At 63.0% G+C, this 18118-nt stretch carries 19 protein-coding genes; 9 read left to right on the top strand and 10 right to left on the bottom strand.

Annotated elements, in window-relative coordinates; translation table 11 throughout:
• The first annotated feature begins 25 nt into the window (after positions 1 to 25).
• The 3 genes from NEI07_RS02805 (at position 26) to NEI07_RS02795 (ending at position 1553) form a co-directional block, all read left to right on the top strand.
• Positions 26 to 442: a PRC-barrel domain-containing protein gene (locus NEI07_RS02805; protein ID WP_256032537.1), complete on the top strand. Its 417-nt coding sequence runs from the start codon at positions 26 to 28 to the stop codon at positions 440 to 442.
• Positions 443 to 519: 77 nt separating this feature from the next.
• Positions 520 to 939, top strand: coding sequence for a PRC-barrel domain-containing protein (locus NEI07_RS02800; RefSeq protein ID WP_256032536.1), 420 nt, complete (start codon positions 520 to 522; stop codon positions 937 to 939).
• A 143-nt stretch (positions 940 to 1082) separates the two neighbouring features.
• Positions 1083 to 1553: a PRC-barrel domain-containing protein gene (locus NEI07_RS02795; RefSeq protein ID WP_256032535.1), complete on the top strand. Its 471-nt coding sequence runs from the start codon at positions 1083 to 1085 to the stop codon at positions 1551 to 1553.
• Positions 1554 to 1650: 97 nt separating this feature from the next.
• Here the strand turns inward: NEI07_RS02795 and NEI07_RS02790 are convergent, their stop codons facing one another.
• From NEI07_RS02790 to NEI07_RS02780, 3 genes are all read right to left on the bottom strand, one after another.
• On the bottom strand, positions 1651 to 3156 hold the full coding sequence (locus tag NEI07_RS02790) for a replicative DNA helicase (protein WP_256032534.1): 1506 nt from the start codon (positions 3154 to 3156) through the stop codon (positions 1651 to 1653).
• 278 nt (positions 3157 to 3434) lie between these two features.
• Positions 3435 to 3998 carry a 50S ribosomal protein L9 gene (gene rplI, locus NEI07_RS02785; protein WP_256032533.1) on the bottom strand — a complete coding sequence of 188 codons (564 nt, stop codon included), beginning with the start codon at positions 3996 to 3998 and terminating at the stop codon, positions 3435 to 3437.
• Positions 3999 to 4050: 52 nt separating this feature from the next.
• Positions 4051 to 5037 carry a DUF2232 domain-containing protein gene (locus tag NEI07_RS02780; RefSeq protein WP_256032532.1) on the bottom strand — a complete coding sequence of 329 codons (987 nt, stop codon included), beginning with the start codon at positions 5035 to 5037 and terminating at the stop codon, positions 4051 to 4053.
• Positions 5038 to 5323: 286 nt separating this feature from the next.
• Between NEI07_RS02780 and NEI07_RS02775 the strand changes: the two genes are divergently transcribed.
• Positions 5324 to 5704, top strand: coding sequence for a copper resistance CopC family protein (locus tag NEI07_RS02775; protein ID WP_256032531.1), 381 nt, complete (start codon positions 5324 to 5326; stop codon positions 5702 to 5704).
• Between the two features lie 8 nt (positions 5705 to 5712).
• Here the strand turns inward: NEI07_RS02775 and NEI07_RS02770 are convergent, their stop codons facing one another.
• Complete coding sequence (locus NEI07_RS02770; RefSeq protein ID WP_256032529.1) at positions 5713 to 8268, bottom strand: ABC transporter permease; 2556 nt, start codon at positions 8266 to 8268, stop codon at positions 5713 to 5715.
• Complete coding sequence (locus tag NEI07_RS02765; protein ID WP_256032528.1) at positions 8265 to 8954, bottom strand: ABC transporter ATP-binding protein; 690 nt, start codon at positions 8952 to 8954, stop codon at positions 8265 to 8267. The genes NEI07_RS02770 and NEI07_RS02765 overlap by 4 nt, the downstream gene beginning before the upstream one ends.
• A gap of 107 nt (positions 8955 to 9061) precedes the next feature.
• Here NEI07_RS02765 and NEI07_RS02760 point away from each other — a divergent pair, with 107 nt between their 5' ends.
• Both NEI07_RS02760 and thpR read left to right on the top strand, forming a co-directional pair.
• Positions 9062 to 9676 (top strand): arylesterase, encoded by a 615-nt coding sequence (locus NEI07_RS02760; RefSeq protein WP_256032527.1) that lies wholly within the window; start codon positions 9062 to 9064, stop codon positions 9674 to 9676.
• 30 nt (positions 9677 to 9706) lie between these two features.
• The gene (thpR, locus tag NEI07_RS02755; protein WP_256032526.1) at positions 9707 to 10276 is read left to right on the top strand and encodes an RNA 2',3'-cyclic phosphodiesterase; all 570 of its coding nucleotides are present in this window, start codon (positions 9707 to 9709) and stop codon (positions 10274 to 10276) included.
• A gap of 120 nt (positions 10277 to 10396) precedes the next feature.
• On the opposite strand, the gene NEI07_RS02750 is transcribed toward thpR, so the two are convergent.
• The 5 genes from NEI07_RS02750 to NEI07_RS02730 form a co-directional block, all read right to left on the bottom strand.
• On the bottom strand, positions 10397 to 11185 hold the full coding sequence (locus NEI07_RS02750) for a lysophospholipid acyltransferase family protein (RefSeq protein WP_256032525.1): 789 nt from the start codon (positions 11183 to 11185) through the stop codon (positions 10397 to 10399).
• A gap of 65 nt (positions 11186 to 11250) precedes the next feature.
• Positions 11251 to 11904 carry a YdcF family protein gene (locus NEI07_RS02745; RefSeq protein WP_256032524.1) on the bottom strand — a complete coding sequence of 218 codons (654 nt, stop codon included), beginning with the start codon at positions 11902 to 11904 and terminating at the stop codon, positions 11251 to 11253.
• Between the two features lie 149 nt (positions 11905 to 12053).
• Positions 12054 to 13019, bottom strand: coding sequence for a cell division protein FtsX (locus NEI07_RS02740; RefSeq protein WP_256032523.1), 966 nt, complete (start codon positions 13017 to 13019; stop codon positions 12054 to 12056).
• Between the two features lie 7 nt (positions 13020 to 13026).
• The gene (gene ftsE / locus NEI07_RS02735) at positions 13027 to 13689 is read right to left on the bottom strand and encodes a cell division ATP-binding protein FtsE (protein WP_256032522.1); all 663 of its coding nucleotides are present in this window, start codon (positions 13687 to 13689) and stop codon (positions 13027 to 13029) included.
• Between the two features lie 215 nt (positions 13690 to 13904).
• Positions 13905 to 15014, bottom strand: a complete 1110-nt coding sequence (locus NEI07_RS02730; RefSeq protein WP_256032521.1) for a two-component system sensor histidine kinase NtrB — start codon at positions 15012 to 15014, stop codon at positions 13905 to 13907.
• A 140-nt stretch (positions 15015 to 15154) separates the two neighbouring features.
• Here NEI07_RS02730 and pyrC point away from each other — a divergent pair, with 140 nt between their 5' ends.
• The 3 genes from pyrC to NEI07_RS02715 all read left to right on the top strand — a co-directional run bounded on the left by pyrC (position 15155) and on the right by NEI07_RS02715 (position 17999).
• The gene (gene pyrC / locus NEI07_RS02725) at positions 15155 to 16456 is read left to right on the top strand and encodes a dihydroorotase (RefSeq protein ID WP_256032519.1); all 1302 of its coding nucleotides are present in this window, start codon (positions 15155 to 15157) and stop codon (positions 16454 to 16456) included.
• 286 nt (positions 16457 to 16742) lie between these two features.
• Positions 16743 to 17087, top strand: coding sequence for a hypothetical protein (locus NEI07_RS02720; protein ID WP_256032518.1), 345 nt, complete (start codon positions 16743 to 16745; stop codon positions 17085 to 17087).
• A gap of 270 nt (positions 17088 to 17357) precedes the next feature.
• On the top strand, positions 17358 to 17999 hold the full coding sequence (locus NEI07_RS02715; RefSeq protein ID WP_256032517.1) for a hypothetical protein: 642 nt from the start codon (positions 17358 to 17360) through the stop codon (positions 17997 to 17999).
• The last annotated feature ends 119 nt before the right edge of the window (positions 18000 to 18118 follow it).

Genomic DNA, 18118 nt, shown 5'->3' with positions numbered 1-18118 from the left:
CAAGGATGTTGGGGAGATTGGTCGAATGAACAGAACCTTGCTTATTGCGCTCTCATTCTGCATGGCCATCGCGGTCGCCCATCCTGTCCGCGCGGAAACCGCCGCGCCGGACAGCAAGGTCGTCGTGCCTATGGAAGCGTTGCCGCGTTATGGCTCGCTGGTTTCCGCCTGGTACAAAAAGCCGGTCTACGACTTGAACGATAAAAAAGTCGGCGTGATCACCGACATGCTGTTTTCAGGCGGCGAGATCAACGCCGTCATGCTCGACGTCGGCGGCTTCCTTGGCATCGGCGCGAAGCACGTCGCCATTCCAGCCAACGACATCTCGGTCACAGAAAAGAACAACAAGACGTGGCTGACCATCAATACGACAAAGGACATCGTGAAGAAGGCGACCGGCTACAAATATGATGCGGCCGAACACGCCTGGAAGGTGAAGTAGCACGGGCGCTGCGTCGTGAGAGTTTCGCGCGGCGGCGCGCAGTCCGGCTGCCGCTCATTCCAAAAAGGATTTTTCTCATGCTGAAACGCGTCATCGTCGCAGCCTCGCTCGCTCTTGCCGTTTTCGCGCCGCTACCGGCCGGCGCGCAGGGGGCTCAAAACGAAACCGTTGTGGTCGTGCCGCTCGAGCGGCTGCCGGTCTATGGTTCGGTGGTCTCCGCCTGGTACAAGCAGCCGGTCTATGATCCCAATGAAAAGAAGCTCGGCTCGATTGCGGACATGCTGTTTTCCGCCGACGGCTCCATAAACGCCGTGATGCTGAACGTCGGCGGCTTCCTCGGCATCGGCGTGAAGCATATTGCGATTCCTGTATCCGCGATCACCATCACTCAGAAGAACAACAAGACCTGGCTCACGCTCAATACGACGAAGGACCTACTGAAGAAGGCCCTCGCGTATAAGTTCGACAAGGCCACCGGTCTGTGGGATCCGATTTGATCAGCTGAACCGTTCCAGACGCGCGCGGCCGGTCATCACTCGGATATCTGCCGCGAAGCTTGGAACATCGGTCTTCGATGCTTGTTCTAGGCGCACACGAACGGCCGTTCGTTGTGGCGCTAAAAACTTGTACGGAGACAGTCATGTTCAAGTCCTACATCTTCGCCGGCGCGCTTATCGCGACGCTGTCAGGCGCGGCTTTGGCCGAACAGATGATGAATCGCACGACGGATCGCCCGTCTGGCGCCATGGACCGCTCGACCACGGGAACGACTGGCGCGCAGCCGCAATTTCTGACGACGCTTCCGCAGAACGCGCTGCTCGTTTCGAACATCCACGAGCAGAACATTTACGATCCCAAGGAGAACAAGATCGGCGAAGTCAAGGATCTGGTGGTGGATCGCAGCGGTAAGATCAGCGCCGCCATCATTTCGGTGGGTGGTTTCCTTGGCATTGGCCAAAAGGACATTGCGGTCGCTTTCAGCGACATCAAGGCCACTGAGCGCAACAACAAATGGTGGCTGACCATAAACGCCACCAAGGACGAGCTGAAGAACGCGACAGGCTTCCGCTTCGATAAGAATAAGGGCCTTTGGACCCTCGGCAGCAAGTAAACGCTGTCTGACGCTAAAGCAGGTTCCGAAAAAGTTGACAGACTCTTTCGATGGGAACCTGCTGCGCCGGTAGGCCTCGTCGCATGGCGGCGAGGCCTTACATACGCGCCGGCAGCTTGTCCTCGTCTGCTAGATTGGAGAAGCGCGTGACCTCAGCCTCGAAGGCGAGCTGCACCGTTCCCGTCGGTCCGTGACGCTGCTTGCCGATGATCGCTTCGGCGCGGCCATGCGCGCGCTCCATCTCCGCCATCCATTGGATGTGTTCTTCGGTGCCTTCGCGCGGCTCGCGATTGCGCAGATAATATTCTTCGCGGTACACGAAGATGACGACGTCGGCGTCCTGCTCGATCGAGCCTGACTCGCGCAGATCGGAAAGCTGTGGCCGCTTGTCGTCGCGGTTCTCTACTTGGCGCGAGAGCTGCGACAGCGCGATGATCGGCACATTGAGTTCTTTGGAGAGCGCCTTGAGGCCGGTCGTAATCTCGGTGAGCTCCTGCACGCGATTGTCATTGCGAGAACGCGATCCGGCGAGCAATTGCAGATAATCCACGACAAGCAGGTCCAGGCCTCTCTGCCGTTTGAGGCGCCGCGCCCGCGCGGTGAGCTGCGCGATCGAGATGCCGCCGCTCTGATCGATGTAGAAGGGAATGCTTTGCATTTCCCGCGCAGCGTCGGCGATGCGGCGAAAATCATCCTCATTGATGTCGCCGCGGCGAATCTTATAGCTCGGCACGCCAGACTGCTCGGCGATGACGCGCGTCGCCAATTGTTCGGCCGACATTTCCAAAGAGAAGAAGCCGACGATGCCGCCGTTGATCGTCTTATGCGTTCCGTCGGGCTCAGCTTCGAACTGATAGGCGCGCGCGACATTGAAGGCGATGTTCGTGGCGAGAGCGGTCTTGCCCATGCCCGGTCGCCCGGCGACGATGATGAGGTCGGATTTTTGCAGACCGCCCATCTTTTCGTCGAGATCGAGTAGGCCCGTGGCGACGCCGGACAGATGCCCGTCGCGCATGTAGGCGCTGCTCGCCATGTCGAGCGCAGTGGTGAGCGCTTCGGCAAATCGCTGAAAGCCGCCGTCGTAGCGACCCGTCTCGGCGATCGAATAGAGCTGCCGTTCGGCTTCTTCGATCTGCGCGCGCGGCGGCGAATCGATCGGCGAATCATATGCCGTGTTGACGATATCCTGGCCGATAACGATGAGATCGCGTCGGACAGCGAGATCATGAACGGTGCGGCCATAGTCTTCGGCGTTGATGATCGTCGTCGCCTCGGCGGCGAGTCTGGCCAGATAGGCCTGGATCGTCACGCCCGCCGGAAGCTCGATATCGGCAAGAAACGTCTTCAGCGTCACGACGGTCGCGAGCTTGCCGGCGCGAATGAGCTGCGCCGCAATTTCATAGATGCGCCGGTGCAAATCCTCGGAAAAATGCTCGGGCTTCAGGAAGTCCGAGACTCTGTCGAAAGCGTCATTGTTGACGAGAATCGCGCCGAGCAGCGCTTGCTCGGCCTCGATATTGTGCGGCGGCGCGCGATAGGCAGGCGCGTCCGGCTGCGCGACCTGAAATGCGCGCCGGCCCGCCAATTGTTCAATTGGTGGCATCGGTCTTTGTTGACTTTGCGAGACAGCCCTTGGTCGCGAACGCGACGCGCGACTCGTCGGGGGGAAGTTAACGATACATTAACGCGCTGGCGTCGCCACATCCTTTTGCGCGCGACTCTCCAAAGCGCGGCGTTACGAGTCATATCCACACGAGAAAAATAATCTTCGACTATGCGAAGCATCGCGCTTGCGCTGACGCGCGAATCGGGAGTGAGGCCAGCTGAAAGAAAAGCGGCGGCCGAAAGGGCCGCCGATTGACAGTTGCAATTTGCGAAAGCTTACATCTCGACGTCGCCGGCTTCCGCTAGAGCTGCGCCGACCTCCAGGCCAAGATCGTCCATCGACGTCTCTTCCCGGATCGTAGCGCTTTCGCCGCGCGCCTGCCGCTCGGCCTCTTCTTCCGAACGGGCGACGTTTATCGTGATCGTCACATCGACTTCCGGGTGCAAATGCACGGGCGTCTGATGAAGGCCGAGCGTTTTGATGGGGTGCACCAGGACGATCTGATCGCGATTGACCGAGAAGCCGCCCGCGGTCGCCGCCTCGGCGATATCTCGCGCCGAAACCGAGCCATAGAGTTGGCCGCTCTCGCCCGCCTGGCGAATGATGTTGAAGCTTTGTCCGTTGAGCTTTTCGGCGACGGCTTCGGCTTCTTTCTTGGCCTCGAGATTGCGCGCCTCGATCTGCGCCCGCTGCGTCTCGAAATGCTTCTTGTTGTTTTCGGTCGCGCGCAGCGCCTTGCCGCGCGCCAGCAGGAAATTGCGGGCGTAGCCGTCGCGCACGCGCACGGTCTCGCCCATCTGGCCGAGCTTGGCCACGCGTTCAAGCAGAATGACGTCCATTTTTGCTACTTCTCCGAGATTGCGGGCTATGTCGAGAAAAACCGGGCGAAAGTCAATCCGGTTTTTGCATCGCGGTGGGCCCGGCGTCCGTCTTTCGGGCGCGATAGTTGAAGATCAGGTCGGCGACGCCGAGGGCGGCGAAAAACAAGAGGGGCCACCCCAAAAGTCCGAGCGTGAAATAGATGATCGACAGCACCAGGGCGCTCGAGCGCGAACCGCGCAGGTAGATATGCGCCACGGCGAGTCCTTGAAACGCAAGCAGCAGCCCCATGGTCGTCGCCAGCACCAGTCCAATCGCGCCGGCGAGTCCCTGGAAGAAGGCCAGCGCGATTCCGCTGAGGAACAGGCCGCCCACCGGCTTTGGCAGGCGGAATTCATTGGCGATGTCCGGCCAGGGCCGGCCGAGCAGCTTGGACGCTTCCGCGATTCTGGCGGCGAGCCACAAATTGATGACGTGGATCAGCAGGCCATAGCCGGCGAGAAAGGCGGGGACCGCGCGCGCGACGGACCCGGAAAGCGTCGTCGGATCGATCTTATCGCCAAGCTCGCGCTCTTTGACCATAAGGTCGAGCAGGATGAAGGCGCGCGCCCGGATCGGATTCAGCGCTTCGTCGAGCGATCCGAAGGCGAGGGTGGCGATGATCAGCCAGAGAATGATCGCCGCCGCCAGAAAGGTCGCAGGCGCGAGCGCCGCCCAGCCCGGCAGATTACGCGTCAGCCTGTTCCGGCCGCCGCGGGGGGCGCCGAGCGCCGCATAGACAGCGGACCAGGCCGGGGCTGCGATCAGCAGAGCATAGCCCATGCCGATCACCGGATGCGGCCAGAAGGTCAGGATGATCGATGCCAGTATCGCCGACGTCGCCCCGTGGATCAGGCCAAAGGCGAAGGCGACGATCATGATCGGCAGCGGCGCAAGATGCGCGATGAGGAGCCCGCCGAAGCCGCCGCGCGCGACGACGGCGAAGATCACGGCCGCCGCGACCCCGCCGAGAATCGACACGGCGAAATTCGGCCAGGAGAGCGCGTTCTTGTCGGACAAGGTTGGGTTCCGCTGACGGCGCGTCGCGCATTTTGGCGCATGACGCAAAAGGCGCCGCCCGGCGGGCCCGTCGACGCTCAAGGGTTTTAGGAGGTCGCAGCCCAAAGGGCAAGGCAGCGCAGCCCAAACGGCAAACCGGCGTAGCCGTTGGCGAATTTCGCGCAAATTTCCCGTCGCCGCGCCGCGCGCCTTTTGCGTGCGCTCACGCTCGAACAAATCGCGTGAGGGAAAGTTATTTCTCCAGACATCTGGGCGGGCGTCGGTTCGCCGGCCAGGAGAAAGACACATGAAGCTTATCAGTTACGCTTGGGCTGCGGCGCTCGCTGCGGCGCTGGTCCTTGGCGCTGAGACGGCGGCGCTGGCTCATCATCAGTTCCTGGTCGAGTCATTCCCTGCGTCGAAACAGCGGGTCGTCAAGCCTGTGCGTCAGATTAGGCTGGTTTTTGAGGGGAAGGCTGACGCCGTCATCTCAACGATAACGCTCAAGAGCAGAAACGGCCAGGTGATCGCCACAGCGACGCAGAAACAAGCGTCCAAAGAGATGATCCTCGACACGCCGGTTCTGCAGCCCGGACTTTATGAGGTCGACTACCGTGTGCTCGCGACGGATGGCGCGATCGTCGAGGGCGCGTTTCCCTTTATCGTCGAGCCTTCCCTCTCCGCCTGAGAAGCGCCCTATGGCTGGCGCAACTCCGGTCCTGGACGTCTGGAGAGCGCTCGCCAGGCGCCGGCGAGGCCGAGGGCGATAGTGACGGCGAGAGTGGCGAGCGAGACCAGCGCCGTGCTCCAGGGCAGGAAGGCGAAATCGATCTTCATGAGGATCGTGGTCATGGCGTAGGCGGCGCCGGATCCGGCCGCGACCGCGATCAGGGAGGCGGCGAGGCCGACCAGCCCAAATTCCAGGGCATAGGCTGTGGCCAGCCACGGGCGGGTCGCGCCGAGAGTCTTCAACACCACCGAATCATGCAGCCTTGCGCGCTGGCCGCTCGCAAGCGCGCTCGCAAGCGCCAGCACCGCCGTGACAATGGCGAGACCCGCCGCGGCGCGCGCGGCCAGCGCCAACTGTCCGGCGATCTTGTCAATCGCCGCCAGGGCGTCCTTGACCCGCACGGAAACGATGCTCGGAAAGCGCTTCGCCGTCTCGCGCGCGAGCCGTGCGTCCTTGGCGTCGCGCGCCGCGACCGATGGCGCGCCATAAGCCACGGTGAAGAGCTCGGTGTAGGGCGCGCCGGCAAAAACATTGGGCGAAAACACCATGATGAAGTTGATGGCGTAACTGCGCCAATCCACCCGGCGCAGATTGGCGACCTTCGCCGTCACCTCCCTGCCGAGCACATTGACTAGGATCGAGTCGCCGATGGTCACGCCCAGTCCTTCGGCGACCTTCTGCTCCAGCGATACGAGCGGCGGACCGACGTAATCCGCCGGCCACCATTCGCCTTCAGCGAGCATGGAGTTCGCCGGAATTGTCGGGGAAAACGTCACGCCGCGGTCGCCCTCGAGCGCCCATTTGGCGTCGTCGGCCACGGCGGTCTTTTCGACCGGCGCGTCTTTCAGGGCGACGATGCGCCCCCGCATCATCGGCACGTGTTCGACGCGCGCGCCGGGCGCCTCGGCAGAGAGAAAACCGACAAACGCCTCAGTTTGCGCCTTCGGCACGTCGATGAAGAAGAAGTTGGGAATTTCGCCGGCGTCCGCCCGCGCCAACTCGTTGTGAATCGCGCCTTCAACCAGCACGAGCGCAATGAGCAGAGTTTGCGTCAGGCCTATGGAGATCATCAGCGCCGGCGTCAGGCTTTTCGGCCGCCAGATATTGGCGAGCGCGAACCGCAGCCGCGCGTTGCGCAAACGCGGAAGGCCGCGGGCCAGCCGCATGGCGACCCATGCCGCGCCGCGCAGCAGGGCAAAGGCCGCGACAGCGGCGCCGACATAGGCCGCGCCGAGCTTCACGTCGAAAGACGTGGCCATGACGAGGGCGGCGAGCGCAATCGCCGCGGCTGATGCGCCTGCGCGGTAGCGGGCGAGAGTGGCGCCCCGCGGGTCGTCGCGCAGCAGCGCCGCTACGGGAACTTCATGCGCGCGGCCCAAAGGAACGAGTGCAAAGATCAGGACGACGAGCAGGCCGTACAGAGCGCCATAGAGCGCGCCTTGCGCGTCGAGCGACGCCGATACGGGAAGATCGGCGAGATCGCGCAGCGCTTGCGCCGCGCCCCAGGGAATCGCCGCGCCGGCGACGAGCCCCAGCAGGATGGCGAAAGACGCCGCCGCCAGAACCTGGGCAAGGGCGATCCTGAAGACCCGAGAGCCCTCGGCGCCGAGCGCCTTGAGAATGGCGAATTGCGCGCGCTTGCGCTCGACAAAGCCCTGTACGGCGTTCGCGACGCCGGCGCCGCCGGCGACAAGGGCGGTGAGCGCAACGAGGGTGAGCAGCTGGGCGAACCGGTCGAGATTGCGCGAGAACTGCGGCGAGACGGCGTCCCGCGTGCGCGACTCCCATCCGGCTTGCGGAAAGGCGTTCGCGGCGTCGGCGGCGAACGCCTTGAGGTCGGCGTCCGCGCCCTCGCGCAGCGTGACGCGGACGACATGCCGCACGATCGAGCCTGGCGTCGCCAGTTCCGCGCCTGAGAGCGCGGCGCGCGTCATCATGACGCGCGGCCCGAAGCCGATTCCGCCCGCGAGCTTGTCAGGTTCGCTGCGCAGCACTGCGCGCAGCGTGAAGCGCGAAACGCCGATCATGACGGCGTCCCCGAGCTTGGCGTCGAGGCGCGCGAGCAGCATCGGATCGACTGCGACGCCCGGCAGCCCGTTTCGTTCCTCCAGCGCCTCGGCCAAGGGCATGTCGGGATCGAGCGCGACCGCGCCGAAAGTGGGATAAGTCGCCGGATCGACGGCTTTGATCTCCACCAGCGCGGCCTCGCCGTCGTCGCGCCGGGCCATCGCCCGCATCAGCGAAATTTCGGAAAGCCGGCCGCGCGCCTCGAAGAAGGCGCGTTGCTCCGGCGAAAACTCCCGCGAGACGAGGCTGAAGGAGGCGTCGCCGCCCAATATTGTTCGGCCCTCCCGCGCGAGTCCTTGCGCCAGCGAGCGTGAAAGGCCGGAGACGCCGGAGATTGCGGCGACGCCGATGACGATGCAGGCGATGAAGACGCCAAAGCCGCGCGGGTCGCCGAGCAGGTCGCGCAGGGCGAAGCGCAATGCGAAGGGCAGGGCGACGTAGCGCATTGGCTTCATGACGCCGCCCGCTCGCTCGCCTCGATGCGGCCCGAGCGCAGCAGAACGCGTCGGTTGCAGCGTGCGGCGAGCGCGGGATCATGGGTGACGAGAACAAGCGTCGCCCCGCGGCGCCGTTGTTGCGCAAAAATGAGTTCGATTACGGCGGCTCCCGTTTCCGAATCGAGATTGCCCGTGGGCTCGTCCGCGGCGAGGATCAGCGGGTCGGGCGCGAGCGCCCGGGCGAGCGCCACCCTCTGCTGCTCGCCTCCCGAAAGCTGAGCTGGATAGTGGGCCAGGCGCTCAGCGAGCCCGACAGCCGCAAGCTCGGCCTCGGCTCGTGCCAAAGCGTCTGATTTACCGGCGAGTTCCAGTGGAATGGCGACGTTCTCCAGCGCCGTCATGGTCGGGATCAGCTGGAAAGACTGGAAGACGATCCCTATGTTTTCTCCGCGGAAACGCGCGAGCGCGTCTTCCGAAAGGGCGCCAAGGTCGCGCCCGTCAATCCTGACGCTTCCGGCGTCAGGTCGCTCCAATCCGGCGAGGGTCATGAGCAAAGTCGATTTGCCCGAGCCGGAGGGTCCCAGAAGAGCGACAGTCTCGCCCCGCGCTACGCTCAGGCTGACAGTCTTGAGCACATGCACGCGGGCGGCGCCTTCGCCGAGCGTGAGATCAACGCCTTCCACTTCGATGACTTGTCGCCGCACGGAGCAAAACCTTGATTGATGCGCCGCATTCGACGCCCGCAGTCCTGTCGCCTTATTGCGCTTTCCGCCGCCCTCTCCAAGCCGCGGCTCTCGCGTCCCTAGCCCTGTTGACCATCGCGCTGACCTCCGCGCACGCCGAACCAGTGCGAATCCTGGCGTTTGGCGACAGCCTGACGGCGGGGCCCGGCATCGACGCCGGAGATTCGCTTCCGGCGCAGCTCAAAAGACGCCTGAGCGAGGACGGATATAATGTCGAGGTCGTCCAAGGGGGAGTTTCCGGCGACACGACGACGACCGGGCTCGCACGCCTCGACTATACCCTTGGCGCCGGGCCATTCGACATCGCCGTCGTCGAGCTCGGCGCGAATGACATGCTGAACGGGCATGATCCGAAGATAACGCGCGCCAATCTCGATCGGATTCTTGCGGCGCTAAAGCAGAAAGGCGTCCGCCCGGTGCTGACGGCGATGGTCTCGAGCGCGAATCACGGGCAAGCTTACAAGAAGGAATTCGATTCGATTTATCCGGATCTTGCCGCCAAACATGAGGCGCCGCTTGTGCCCTTTATCTTGGAAGGCGTTTGGGGCTCGCCCGCGCTCCTCATTTCGGACGGCGTTCATCCCAACGCCGCCGGCGTGGCGAAGATCGTCAAAAAAATCACGCCCTTTGTTGAAAGAACGCTCGTTTCCATGGGGGCGAGTAGGAACTCGCGCGCGCAATGAGGCTGCGCGATCCCGCTTGGGGAGGATGTCATGCCCAGACTGTTTACGGCCCTGGAGATTCCCCGCTCAATCGCCGAAAGCCTCGCGCGCCTGCGCGGCGGAATCCCCGGCGCCCGCTGGATCGACGTTGAGAATTATCATGTCACCTTGCGCTTCATCGGCGACGTCGACGACGCTTTCGCGCGCGACGCGGCGAATGCGCTCTCATTCATCCGCCGTCCGGAAGTCACCGTCACCTTCGACCAGCTGACGTCGTTTGGCGGTGACAAGCCCCGCGCCATCGTGGCGCGCGCGCGGCCGGAGCCGACCCTCATGGACATGCAGGCGGAACAGGAGCGGCTGTTGCGCCGGCTCGGCGCGCCGCCCGAGCCGCGCAAATTCATCCCGCATGTGACGCTCGCGCGTCTGCGCGGCGCCAGCGCCGGCGCTGTCGCCGCCTATCTCGGCGCGCGCGGCTATTTCCCGCCGTTGCGCTTCACCGCCGAGCGCTTCGTGCTCTATTCGTCGCGCGATTCCGTGGGGGGCGGCCCCTACATCGTCGAGGCGGAATATCCGCTGCTGGTGGCGCCGCAAGCGCTGACGGGAACGGCGGCAGGTTAGGCGCACGCAAAAACGGGTAAACAATTGCAGGGAGATTAAGAGCGCGTCTTCGGCGGGTCGAGCAGCGGCTCAACCTTGAACAGGACACTCTTTAGATTCGGCCGGAGGATGCGGCATCCTTCAGTCCTGCGCCGGCGCCATACGTTGGGCGTTTGCGCGGCCCTTCTCGACGATTTGCGCCAAGGAAGGGTCTTTCGCCAACGCTTCGGCGATCAATCGGTCGGACGCGGCTTCGATCTCCGTCGAGAGCTTGTCGAAAAAAGCGCGCGACTCCATCCCCGGGGGAATCAGCGGCAGGAACTCGATCACGACGGTTCCCGGCCGGACGAGGAACGAGCGGCGCGGCCAAAACAGCCCGGAATTCACGGCGACGGGAAGCACCGGCGTTTCGGTCGCCGCGTAAAGATGCGCGATGCCGGGTTTATATTGCGGCGGGGCGCCGGCCGGGCGGCGCGTGCCTTCGGGAAATATGAAGAGCTGCCGTCCCTGGGCGAAAATCTTCTTCGATTTGGCGATCAGCTGCGGCAGCAGCTTGCCGCCCTTGGCGCGATCGATGGCGATCTGCTCGGCGGCCAGTAGGTACCAGCCGAAAAAAGGCAGCCAGATCAGTTCGTGCTTCAGAATATAGCTGAAGTCGGGAAACCTGATCGGCAGAACGAAGGTCTCCCAAATGGACTGATGTTTGCAGGCGACGATCACTGCGCCTTTGGGAATATTCTCGAGACCTCGCCAGTCGATCTTCGTCCCGCAGATTTTGTCGAGCAGCCAGAGCGTCGTGCGCCCCCATGTGCGTCCAAGCTCCTGGTTGATCTGGCGCCGCATCATCAGGCCCGGCAGCCAGATGATCATGAGCGTGAACATGTTCAGGAAGAACACGATCTGGAAAATAAAGGAGCGCAGGAGGAGCATTGGCGAGATCTGGGCGAAGGGGCGTGGCGCGCTTTTACGACGCCAAGAGGCGTCGAAACAAGATTTCACTCAGATGCGACGCTGTGGCGGAGCTGCGGGGGAGGCTCCGACTCCTCATATTCCTTGAAAAGCTTGGTGCGCAGCAGAGATCCCAGGTATTTCACATATTCCTTTCCGACAAAGCGGGCGACGCGCAGATCACTGATCCAGTCGGAGACATCTATATGCTCGCTGACCACTGGAAAGGGATAGAGCTCGACCTTCGGCAAGGCGGCTGAGATTTCGACCAGCGCACGCGGCATGTGGTAGTTCGACGTGACGATAATCAGCGTGCGGGTGATATTGTGCTCGCGCGCCCAATCGCGCGTCTCTTTGGCGTTGCCGGCGGTGTCAAGCGCTTGGTAGCCGAGGTCGACGCAGCATTCGAAGAGTTCGCGGGACACGGGCAGTATTTTCGCGAGCAAGGAGCTGCGGGTAGAGGGATTGACGCCGGTGATCAGCATGCGGCGCGCCTGCCCGCCCGCGAGAAGGGTCGCCGCGTCGAGCACGCGATCCGAGCCGCCGGTCAGCGCGACGACGCCTTCCGCCTGCACCGGAATGGAGAACTCCTCTCGCGGCAGCGACAGCGCGAAGCCGACAAAACCCAACAGGAGCGCCGCGGCGAGAAAAGCGCCGCCAGCGAGGATCGCGCAGGCGGCCTTGCGGACGGCGCTACCCATTCTTCACTCCCTGGCGGCGTGCGGGGGTCGTCAATCGAGGAGTCCTTCGCCCATGCTTCCTGACCAGAACGCGCGAGGCGCGATTCTGACACGACTATAGGGGTATTTCTGCGCCGATGTTATCGGCGCGGCCGATCTGGGTGAATGACTTAACCGAGCCGCTGCAGGTGGCGTAGCACAATGAACTGCGAGAGATAGCCGGTCAGCGTGGCGACTCCGCCAGCGAGCAGAAAGATGACGACGAAGCCGCTCGGGCCAATTGTGAAATCGCCGAACATGGCCTCCATCTGATCGCCGCCGCCGGTCGCGCGCCACCGCTGCGCGAAGAACTGCGCCAGGGCGAAAAAGCCGATGGCGCCGCCGCCGCCGATCAGCGCGCCGCGAAATCCCAACGCCATGAAGCGACGCTGAAATTCGCGCGCGATGAACGAGTCGGCCGCGCCGACGATATGGAGCACTTCCACGATTTCGCGGTTTGTCGCGACGGCGGCGCGGGTGGCCGAGGCCACGGCGACGGCCATGGCCGCGAGGATAAGAACGAAGATGAGGGCGGCTATGGCCACGGCTGTGCGCGCCATATCGCCGAGACGCTCGATGAAGACGTGATGATCGTCGAGCACGGCGTTGGGAACCGCGCGCTCGAGCTCCATGCGCAGCTTGTCGAGATCCGCCCGATTTTCGGCGTCGAGCTTCAGCACGATCATCCGGGGGGTGGGCAGTTCAGAGAGATTCAGGCCCTCGCCGAGCCATGGCGCCAGCAGCGCCTCGGATTCCGACTTGGCGTAGACTCGCGCTTCCCGCACGCCTGGCGTTCGCCGCATCGCTTCCGCCGCGTCCTTAACATCGGCCTCGATGTTGCGGCCGGGGACCGGACGCACTTGCACGGTCGCTTCGCGCGCGACGTCGCTGCGCCATTCGACGCTGGCGTCGGCGACGAGAATGGCGACGTTAGCGGCGAGCGCGGCGAGAAACGTCATGATCGCGATGACGATGACCAGCGAGCGGCCGGCGACGGAATCGGCGGGCACGAGCGCGCTTTGCGACGGAATCTCTTCGGCGTCTTCATCGACGTCAGACGCGGCCGGGCGACTCGAGGACCAAAATCTCAGGGCCATCGTCTGCTCATTCGAAGATGTGAAGCCGGCCGTCGGCAAGCACAAGACGCCGCGCATCTTCATACTGGTCCATGAGGCTCAAGTCATGGGTGGCGATAATGACGGCGGTTCCGGATCGGTGGAGCTCGATGAAGAGGCGCAGGATCCGGCGCGCGAGAGTCGGGTCGACATTGCCCGTCGGTTCGTCGGCCAGCAGCAGTTTGGGTTGCGAAATCAGCGCGCGGGCGATCGCTGCGCGCTGCTTCTCGCCGCCAGAAAGGATGGTTGGGACCGCATGCGCGCGCTCGCCGAGGCCCACCCAGCGCAACAGTTCGATCACCTCGGCGCGATAGGTCGATTCTTCGCGCCCAAGCACGCGCAAGGGCAGGGCGACGTTTTCGTAGAGCGTCAGATGATCCAGAAGCCGGAAGTCCTGAAAGACGACGCCAATTTTGCGGCGCGTCGCGGCGACGTCTTCATTGCTGAGCGCGGCCGTGTCCTTGCCGAAGATGTTGATCAACCCGCGCGTCGGCCGCAGCGCCATGATGATCAATCGCATCAAGGTGGTCTTGCCCGCGCCTGACGGGCCGGTCAGGAACTGGAACGAACGCGGCTCGATCTGGAAATTTACGTCTCGGAGCGTTTCGGCGCCGACGCCATAGCGCAAGCCGACATTCTCAAAGGTCAACACGACGCCGTCTCTCCCCGAAGCTGGCCCCCACGGCTGGGTTCGAATGACGCTCTGGACGGATGCGCGACTCGCGACAATAGCAGTTCATCCCTGCTTAACCATAATGACTCCTAACGATCTCTTGTTTTTTTGAGAACGGCTCTGGAGCTTTTTCGCGCGGCTCGGCTGGCGCAAGCGCGCGATTGCCTCAGCGCTGGCTCCGCCTGACCGACCGGTCAGCGATTTTCCAGAGGCAATACGAAGCTGAAGATGGTCCCGCCCCCGGGGTTGGGCTCCGCCCAGATCCTCCCGTTATGGGCTTCGACGATCGAGCGCGAAATGGAGAGACCGACGCCCAAACCGTGGGGCTTCGTCGTCGTGAACTGCTCGAAGAGCCTGTCTTTGATCTCCTCGGGCAATCCAGGACCGGTGTCCGCGACATCGGTGCGAATGAGGTTGCCTCCAACGAGGCGAGTCGACACCCTCATCTCGCGTCGCTCGGAGTTCTGCATGGCCTCGACGGCGTTACGCTTAAGATTGACGACGACCTGCTGAATCTGAACTTTGTTGATCACCACCGTGTCCGGCGACGCTTCGAGGTCGATTGAGGTTTTGACATGATGTTCCTTGGCGAGCGCATCGGTGAACTCGCAGGCGGTTCGGATGACGGCGTTCAGATTATGGGGAGCCTTCGACGTCTCTCCACGCGCGATGAACTGGCGAAGATTGTCCATGATTTCCGCGACGCGGAAGACTTGCGCATCGGCGTTGTCCAACATCTCCTCGACTTTCTCGATCGAGAGGACTTTTTCGTTTAGACGCCGACGCGCGAAATTGAGATAGGCGCCGATCGCCGCCAAAGGCTGCTTGAGCTCATGCGCCAATCCGGTCGCCATATTCTCGATCAACTCAAGGCGATTGGTCTGAAGTTCCTGAACCCCCTGCTCAAAGCGGCGCCTGGAGCTGAGATCGCGGATCAAAGCGATAAAAAGCCGTCCTCCGTCGCAGGCGACTTCGCTGACGACAAGCTCCACGGGAAAGACGGAGCCGTCCTCGCGCAGGCCTTCGATCCGTCGGCGAATGCTTGGCGTTCCCCGCCGCAGATAGTCGCGGTGGCGTTGGTTCGCCTCCGCCGTCAGCATGCCAAAATCCCGTCCGATGACATCCCTCGGCGCATAGCCGAAGAGCGACGCCGCCTCCGCGTTGATCGACCGCACCACGCCGTGCTCGTCGAGCGCAATGATTCCGTCGAAGGCGGCGTTCATCATCGCCGGCAGATCAGGGCGTCCTTTGCCCTCCGCCAGGCTTGGCGCGAGTGGAGATTCTGAAAGGTTGAGGGAACGCATACGTTTTCCCCCGGGGCGCCCGGCGCGCGCCGCTCGCAGCCCCAACTCGCGGTAGCTAGGCGCTTGCGAGACGAGTTCAACCCCAATATCCCCGACCCACGCGCATTTTCAACGCCTCAGAAATGGCCTAAGCAGACGCCATGTCGCCGCCACAAGCTCCAGCGCCGCTGTTCCTTCTCAACGCACGGCTGATCGATCCGGGCTCTGGTCGCGAAATGCGCGGCGGTCTGGCGACGATGGACGGCGTCATCGCTGAGCTCGGCGACTCCGTTCGAGGGGGCGACGCTCCCGAAGGCGCGCGCGTCATCGATTGCGCTGGCGACGTCGTCGCGCCGGGCCTCATCGACATGCAGGCTTTCGTCGGCGAGCCGGGGGCGGAACATCGCGAAACCATCGCCAGCGCGACTTTCGCGGCCGCGGCGGGCGGCGTGACGACAATCGTATCGACCGCGGCGACGGCGCCGCCCGTCGATGATCCTGCGGTCGTCGATTTCGTTCTGCGCCGTGCGCGCGACACCGGGCGCGTCCGCGTCGCCCCGATGGCGGCGCTCACCAGAGGCCGCGAGGGCAGGGAGATCGCCGAGCTGGGGCTTCTGCAGCAGGCCGGCGCGGTGGCGTTCTGCGACGGCGCGCGCTCCGTGCGAAGCGCGCTCGTTATGCGACGCGCGCTCACCTATGCGCGCGATTTCGATGCGCTTGTCATTCATTTCGCCGAAGACCCCGATCTTTCCGTCGGCGTCATGAATGAAGGCGAATTTGCGCATCGGCTCGGCCTATCCGGCGCGCCGCGTGAAGCAGAGGCGATCATGCTCGATCGCGACTTGCGGCTCGTTGCATTGACCGGCGCGCGCTACCACTCGGCGATCGTGACGACGACGCTCGCATTGGACGCGCTGCGCAGAGCCAAGGACGAGGGCTTGGCCGTCACCTGCGGGACCTCGATCAATCATCTGACGCTGAATGAGAACGACATCGGCGACTATCGCACCTTTCTCAAGCTGAGACCGCCGTTGCGACATGAGGATGAACGTCGGGCGCTTGTTGGCGCGCTCAGCGAAGGACTGATCGACGTCATCGTCTCCGACCATGATCCTCAGGACGTCGAAACCAAACGGCTGCCCTTCGCCGAAGCCGAATATGGGGCGATCGGCGTCGAGACGATGCTCGCGGCGGGGCTTCGGCTCGTGCATTCGGGCGACGTTACGCTGACGCGCCTGCTCGCGGCGATGACGTCGCGTCCGGCTGAAATTCTGGGACTGCCGCAGGGCAGGCTGCAAAAAGGCGCCCCGGCGGACGTCATCCGCTTCGATCCTGACGCGCCTTTCGTCGTCGATCCCGCCGCGCTTCACTCGCGCTCCAAGAACACCCCCTTCGATGGGGCGCTGCTGCAGGGCGTGGTCAAGACGACCATCGTCGGCGGAGCGGTCGTCTACGAAGAATAGGGCTCTGGGCGGGGCGAAGCGGCCGCAGCTCTTCGGACACTCTCCTTCGTCTAACGCCAATGAAATTAGTGAGAAACGAGTTAAAGTTCGTCATTAAGATGAAGACGTCGATGGCGCGCGATCGACGGCTCCCAGTGCCGCAATCCCCACGCGGCGAGGGTGAGCAAGGCGAAGAGGACGCCGAAAGCCCAATCGCGGATCATCGACTCTTGAGGAATGCGTGAGCCGCCTTATGAACATAAGACTGCTTTTAAGAATGAGGCTTCTATGAATTGGGAGGGAATTTATGAAAGCGCTTTTCGCCACAGTCGCCGTTTTCATCGCAATCTCTCTTAGTTCGAGCGCCTTCGCGCATGTCCCGAGCTTTCCTAAGGACGAGCCTTATGCGAAGGCGCGCAAGGCGCTCCTCAAAAAAGGTTGGAAGCCTGTCCACGCGCCCGAGGCGGGATTCGTCTGTCAAAAGGGCGATCCGCGCTGCAAGGGACGACCCGAGACGGTCTCTTGCGCCGGAACAGGGAACGCCAATTGCATTTTTCGCTGGAAGCGCAAGGACGTCGTGATCGACGTCAATACGGTAGGCGAAACGAAGCCGGTGATTACGGAAGTGACCTGTCATTCCGGATGTCGCTGATCTCTCGGCCGCAAACCGACACTTCGCGATATGAACAACGCGAGGAAAATCGCGACGCCGCTGTTTCGATTAGGCCTGCAAGGGCGCCTTGAGGCGCGGCATCCGGCGTCGTGCCAGTTATCCACGGAACGAATTCACGCGTTCGCACGTTAGCCTAAGCGAACGATTGTTCGATGAGCGGTCTATTTTGGGCGCCCGATAATCTCGGCGCCAAAGGCTTTGGGGCTGGGCAGAGATATTTCGCAAACCCATTTTCGTGGAGTGCGGATTATGAAACGCGCAGATGCCTTCAACGGCGCCTTCCTCGCACTAAGCCTCGCTCTTGCTGGAATTCCCGCGAGTTCACGCGCGCAGGCGGTGAAATCCAACGAAACGATAAAGACCGAATATCAATATGCGGCCAAGGTCGTCTGTTCGCTGCTGGTTTCACATCAGGACGGGACTTTGGCGAAGGGCGTCTACCGGACCATCGTCAACATCCATAATCCGACCAGGAAGCGCTTCGCCATCGCCGCGAAAGTGGCGCTCGCGACGGAATTCGGGTCGGACCCCGGTCCGTTCAGCGTGACGCCGTTCAAAAAAGCCGAACTTCAGGCCGATGGCGCGACGGAACTGAATTGTTTCGACATCGCCGGCTATTTCTGCCCCATCAACGGCGTCTGCGTCGATTTCGCATTTCTTGAGGGGTTCGTCGTGATCAAAAGTCCCGAGCCTTTGGATGTCGTCGGCGTTTACACCGCTAGGCATTCCGACGGTGAAGTGGAAACCATGGACGTCGATGCGGTTCGCGAGCGGCAGATCAGCGAAGCGGTCGAATTGACCGCGCCGGAGCCCAAATCCGAGATCAAGAGACACATGGAATTCCCGGCCAAGGGAAGCCCCGCATTCCGAGGCAAGGAACCGCCGAAATAGAGGCGGGCTGGGTCGGCCCGGATAGCCCAGGCGAGGCGCGCCCCTTGAAGAATTCCGCCAATAGCCGTAAAGGCTCGCCGCGCGCGAGCGACGGGCTCGTGACCACTCGGAACGAGGAT

Source organism: Methylocystis suflitae, assembly GCF_024448135.1.
GTDB lineage: Bacteria > Pseudomonadota > Alphaproteobacteria > Rhizobiales > Beijerinckiaceae > Methylocystis > Methylocystis suflitae.
This window is presented reverse-complemented; position numbering and strand designations above follow the sequence as displayed.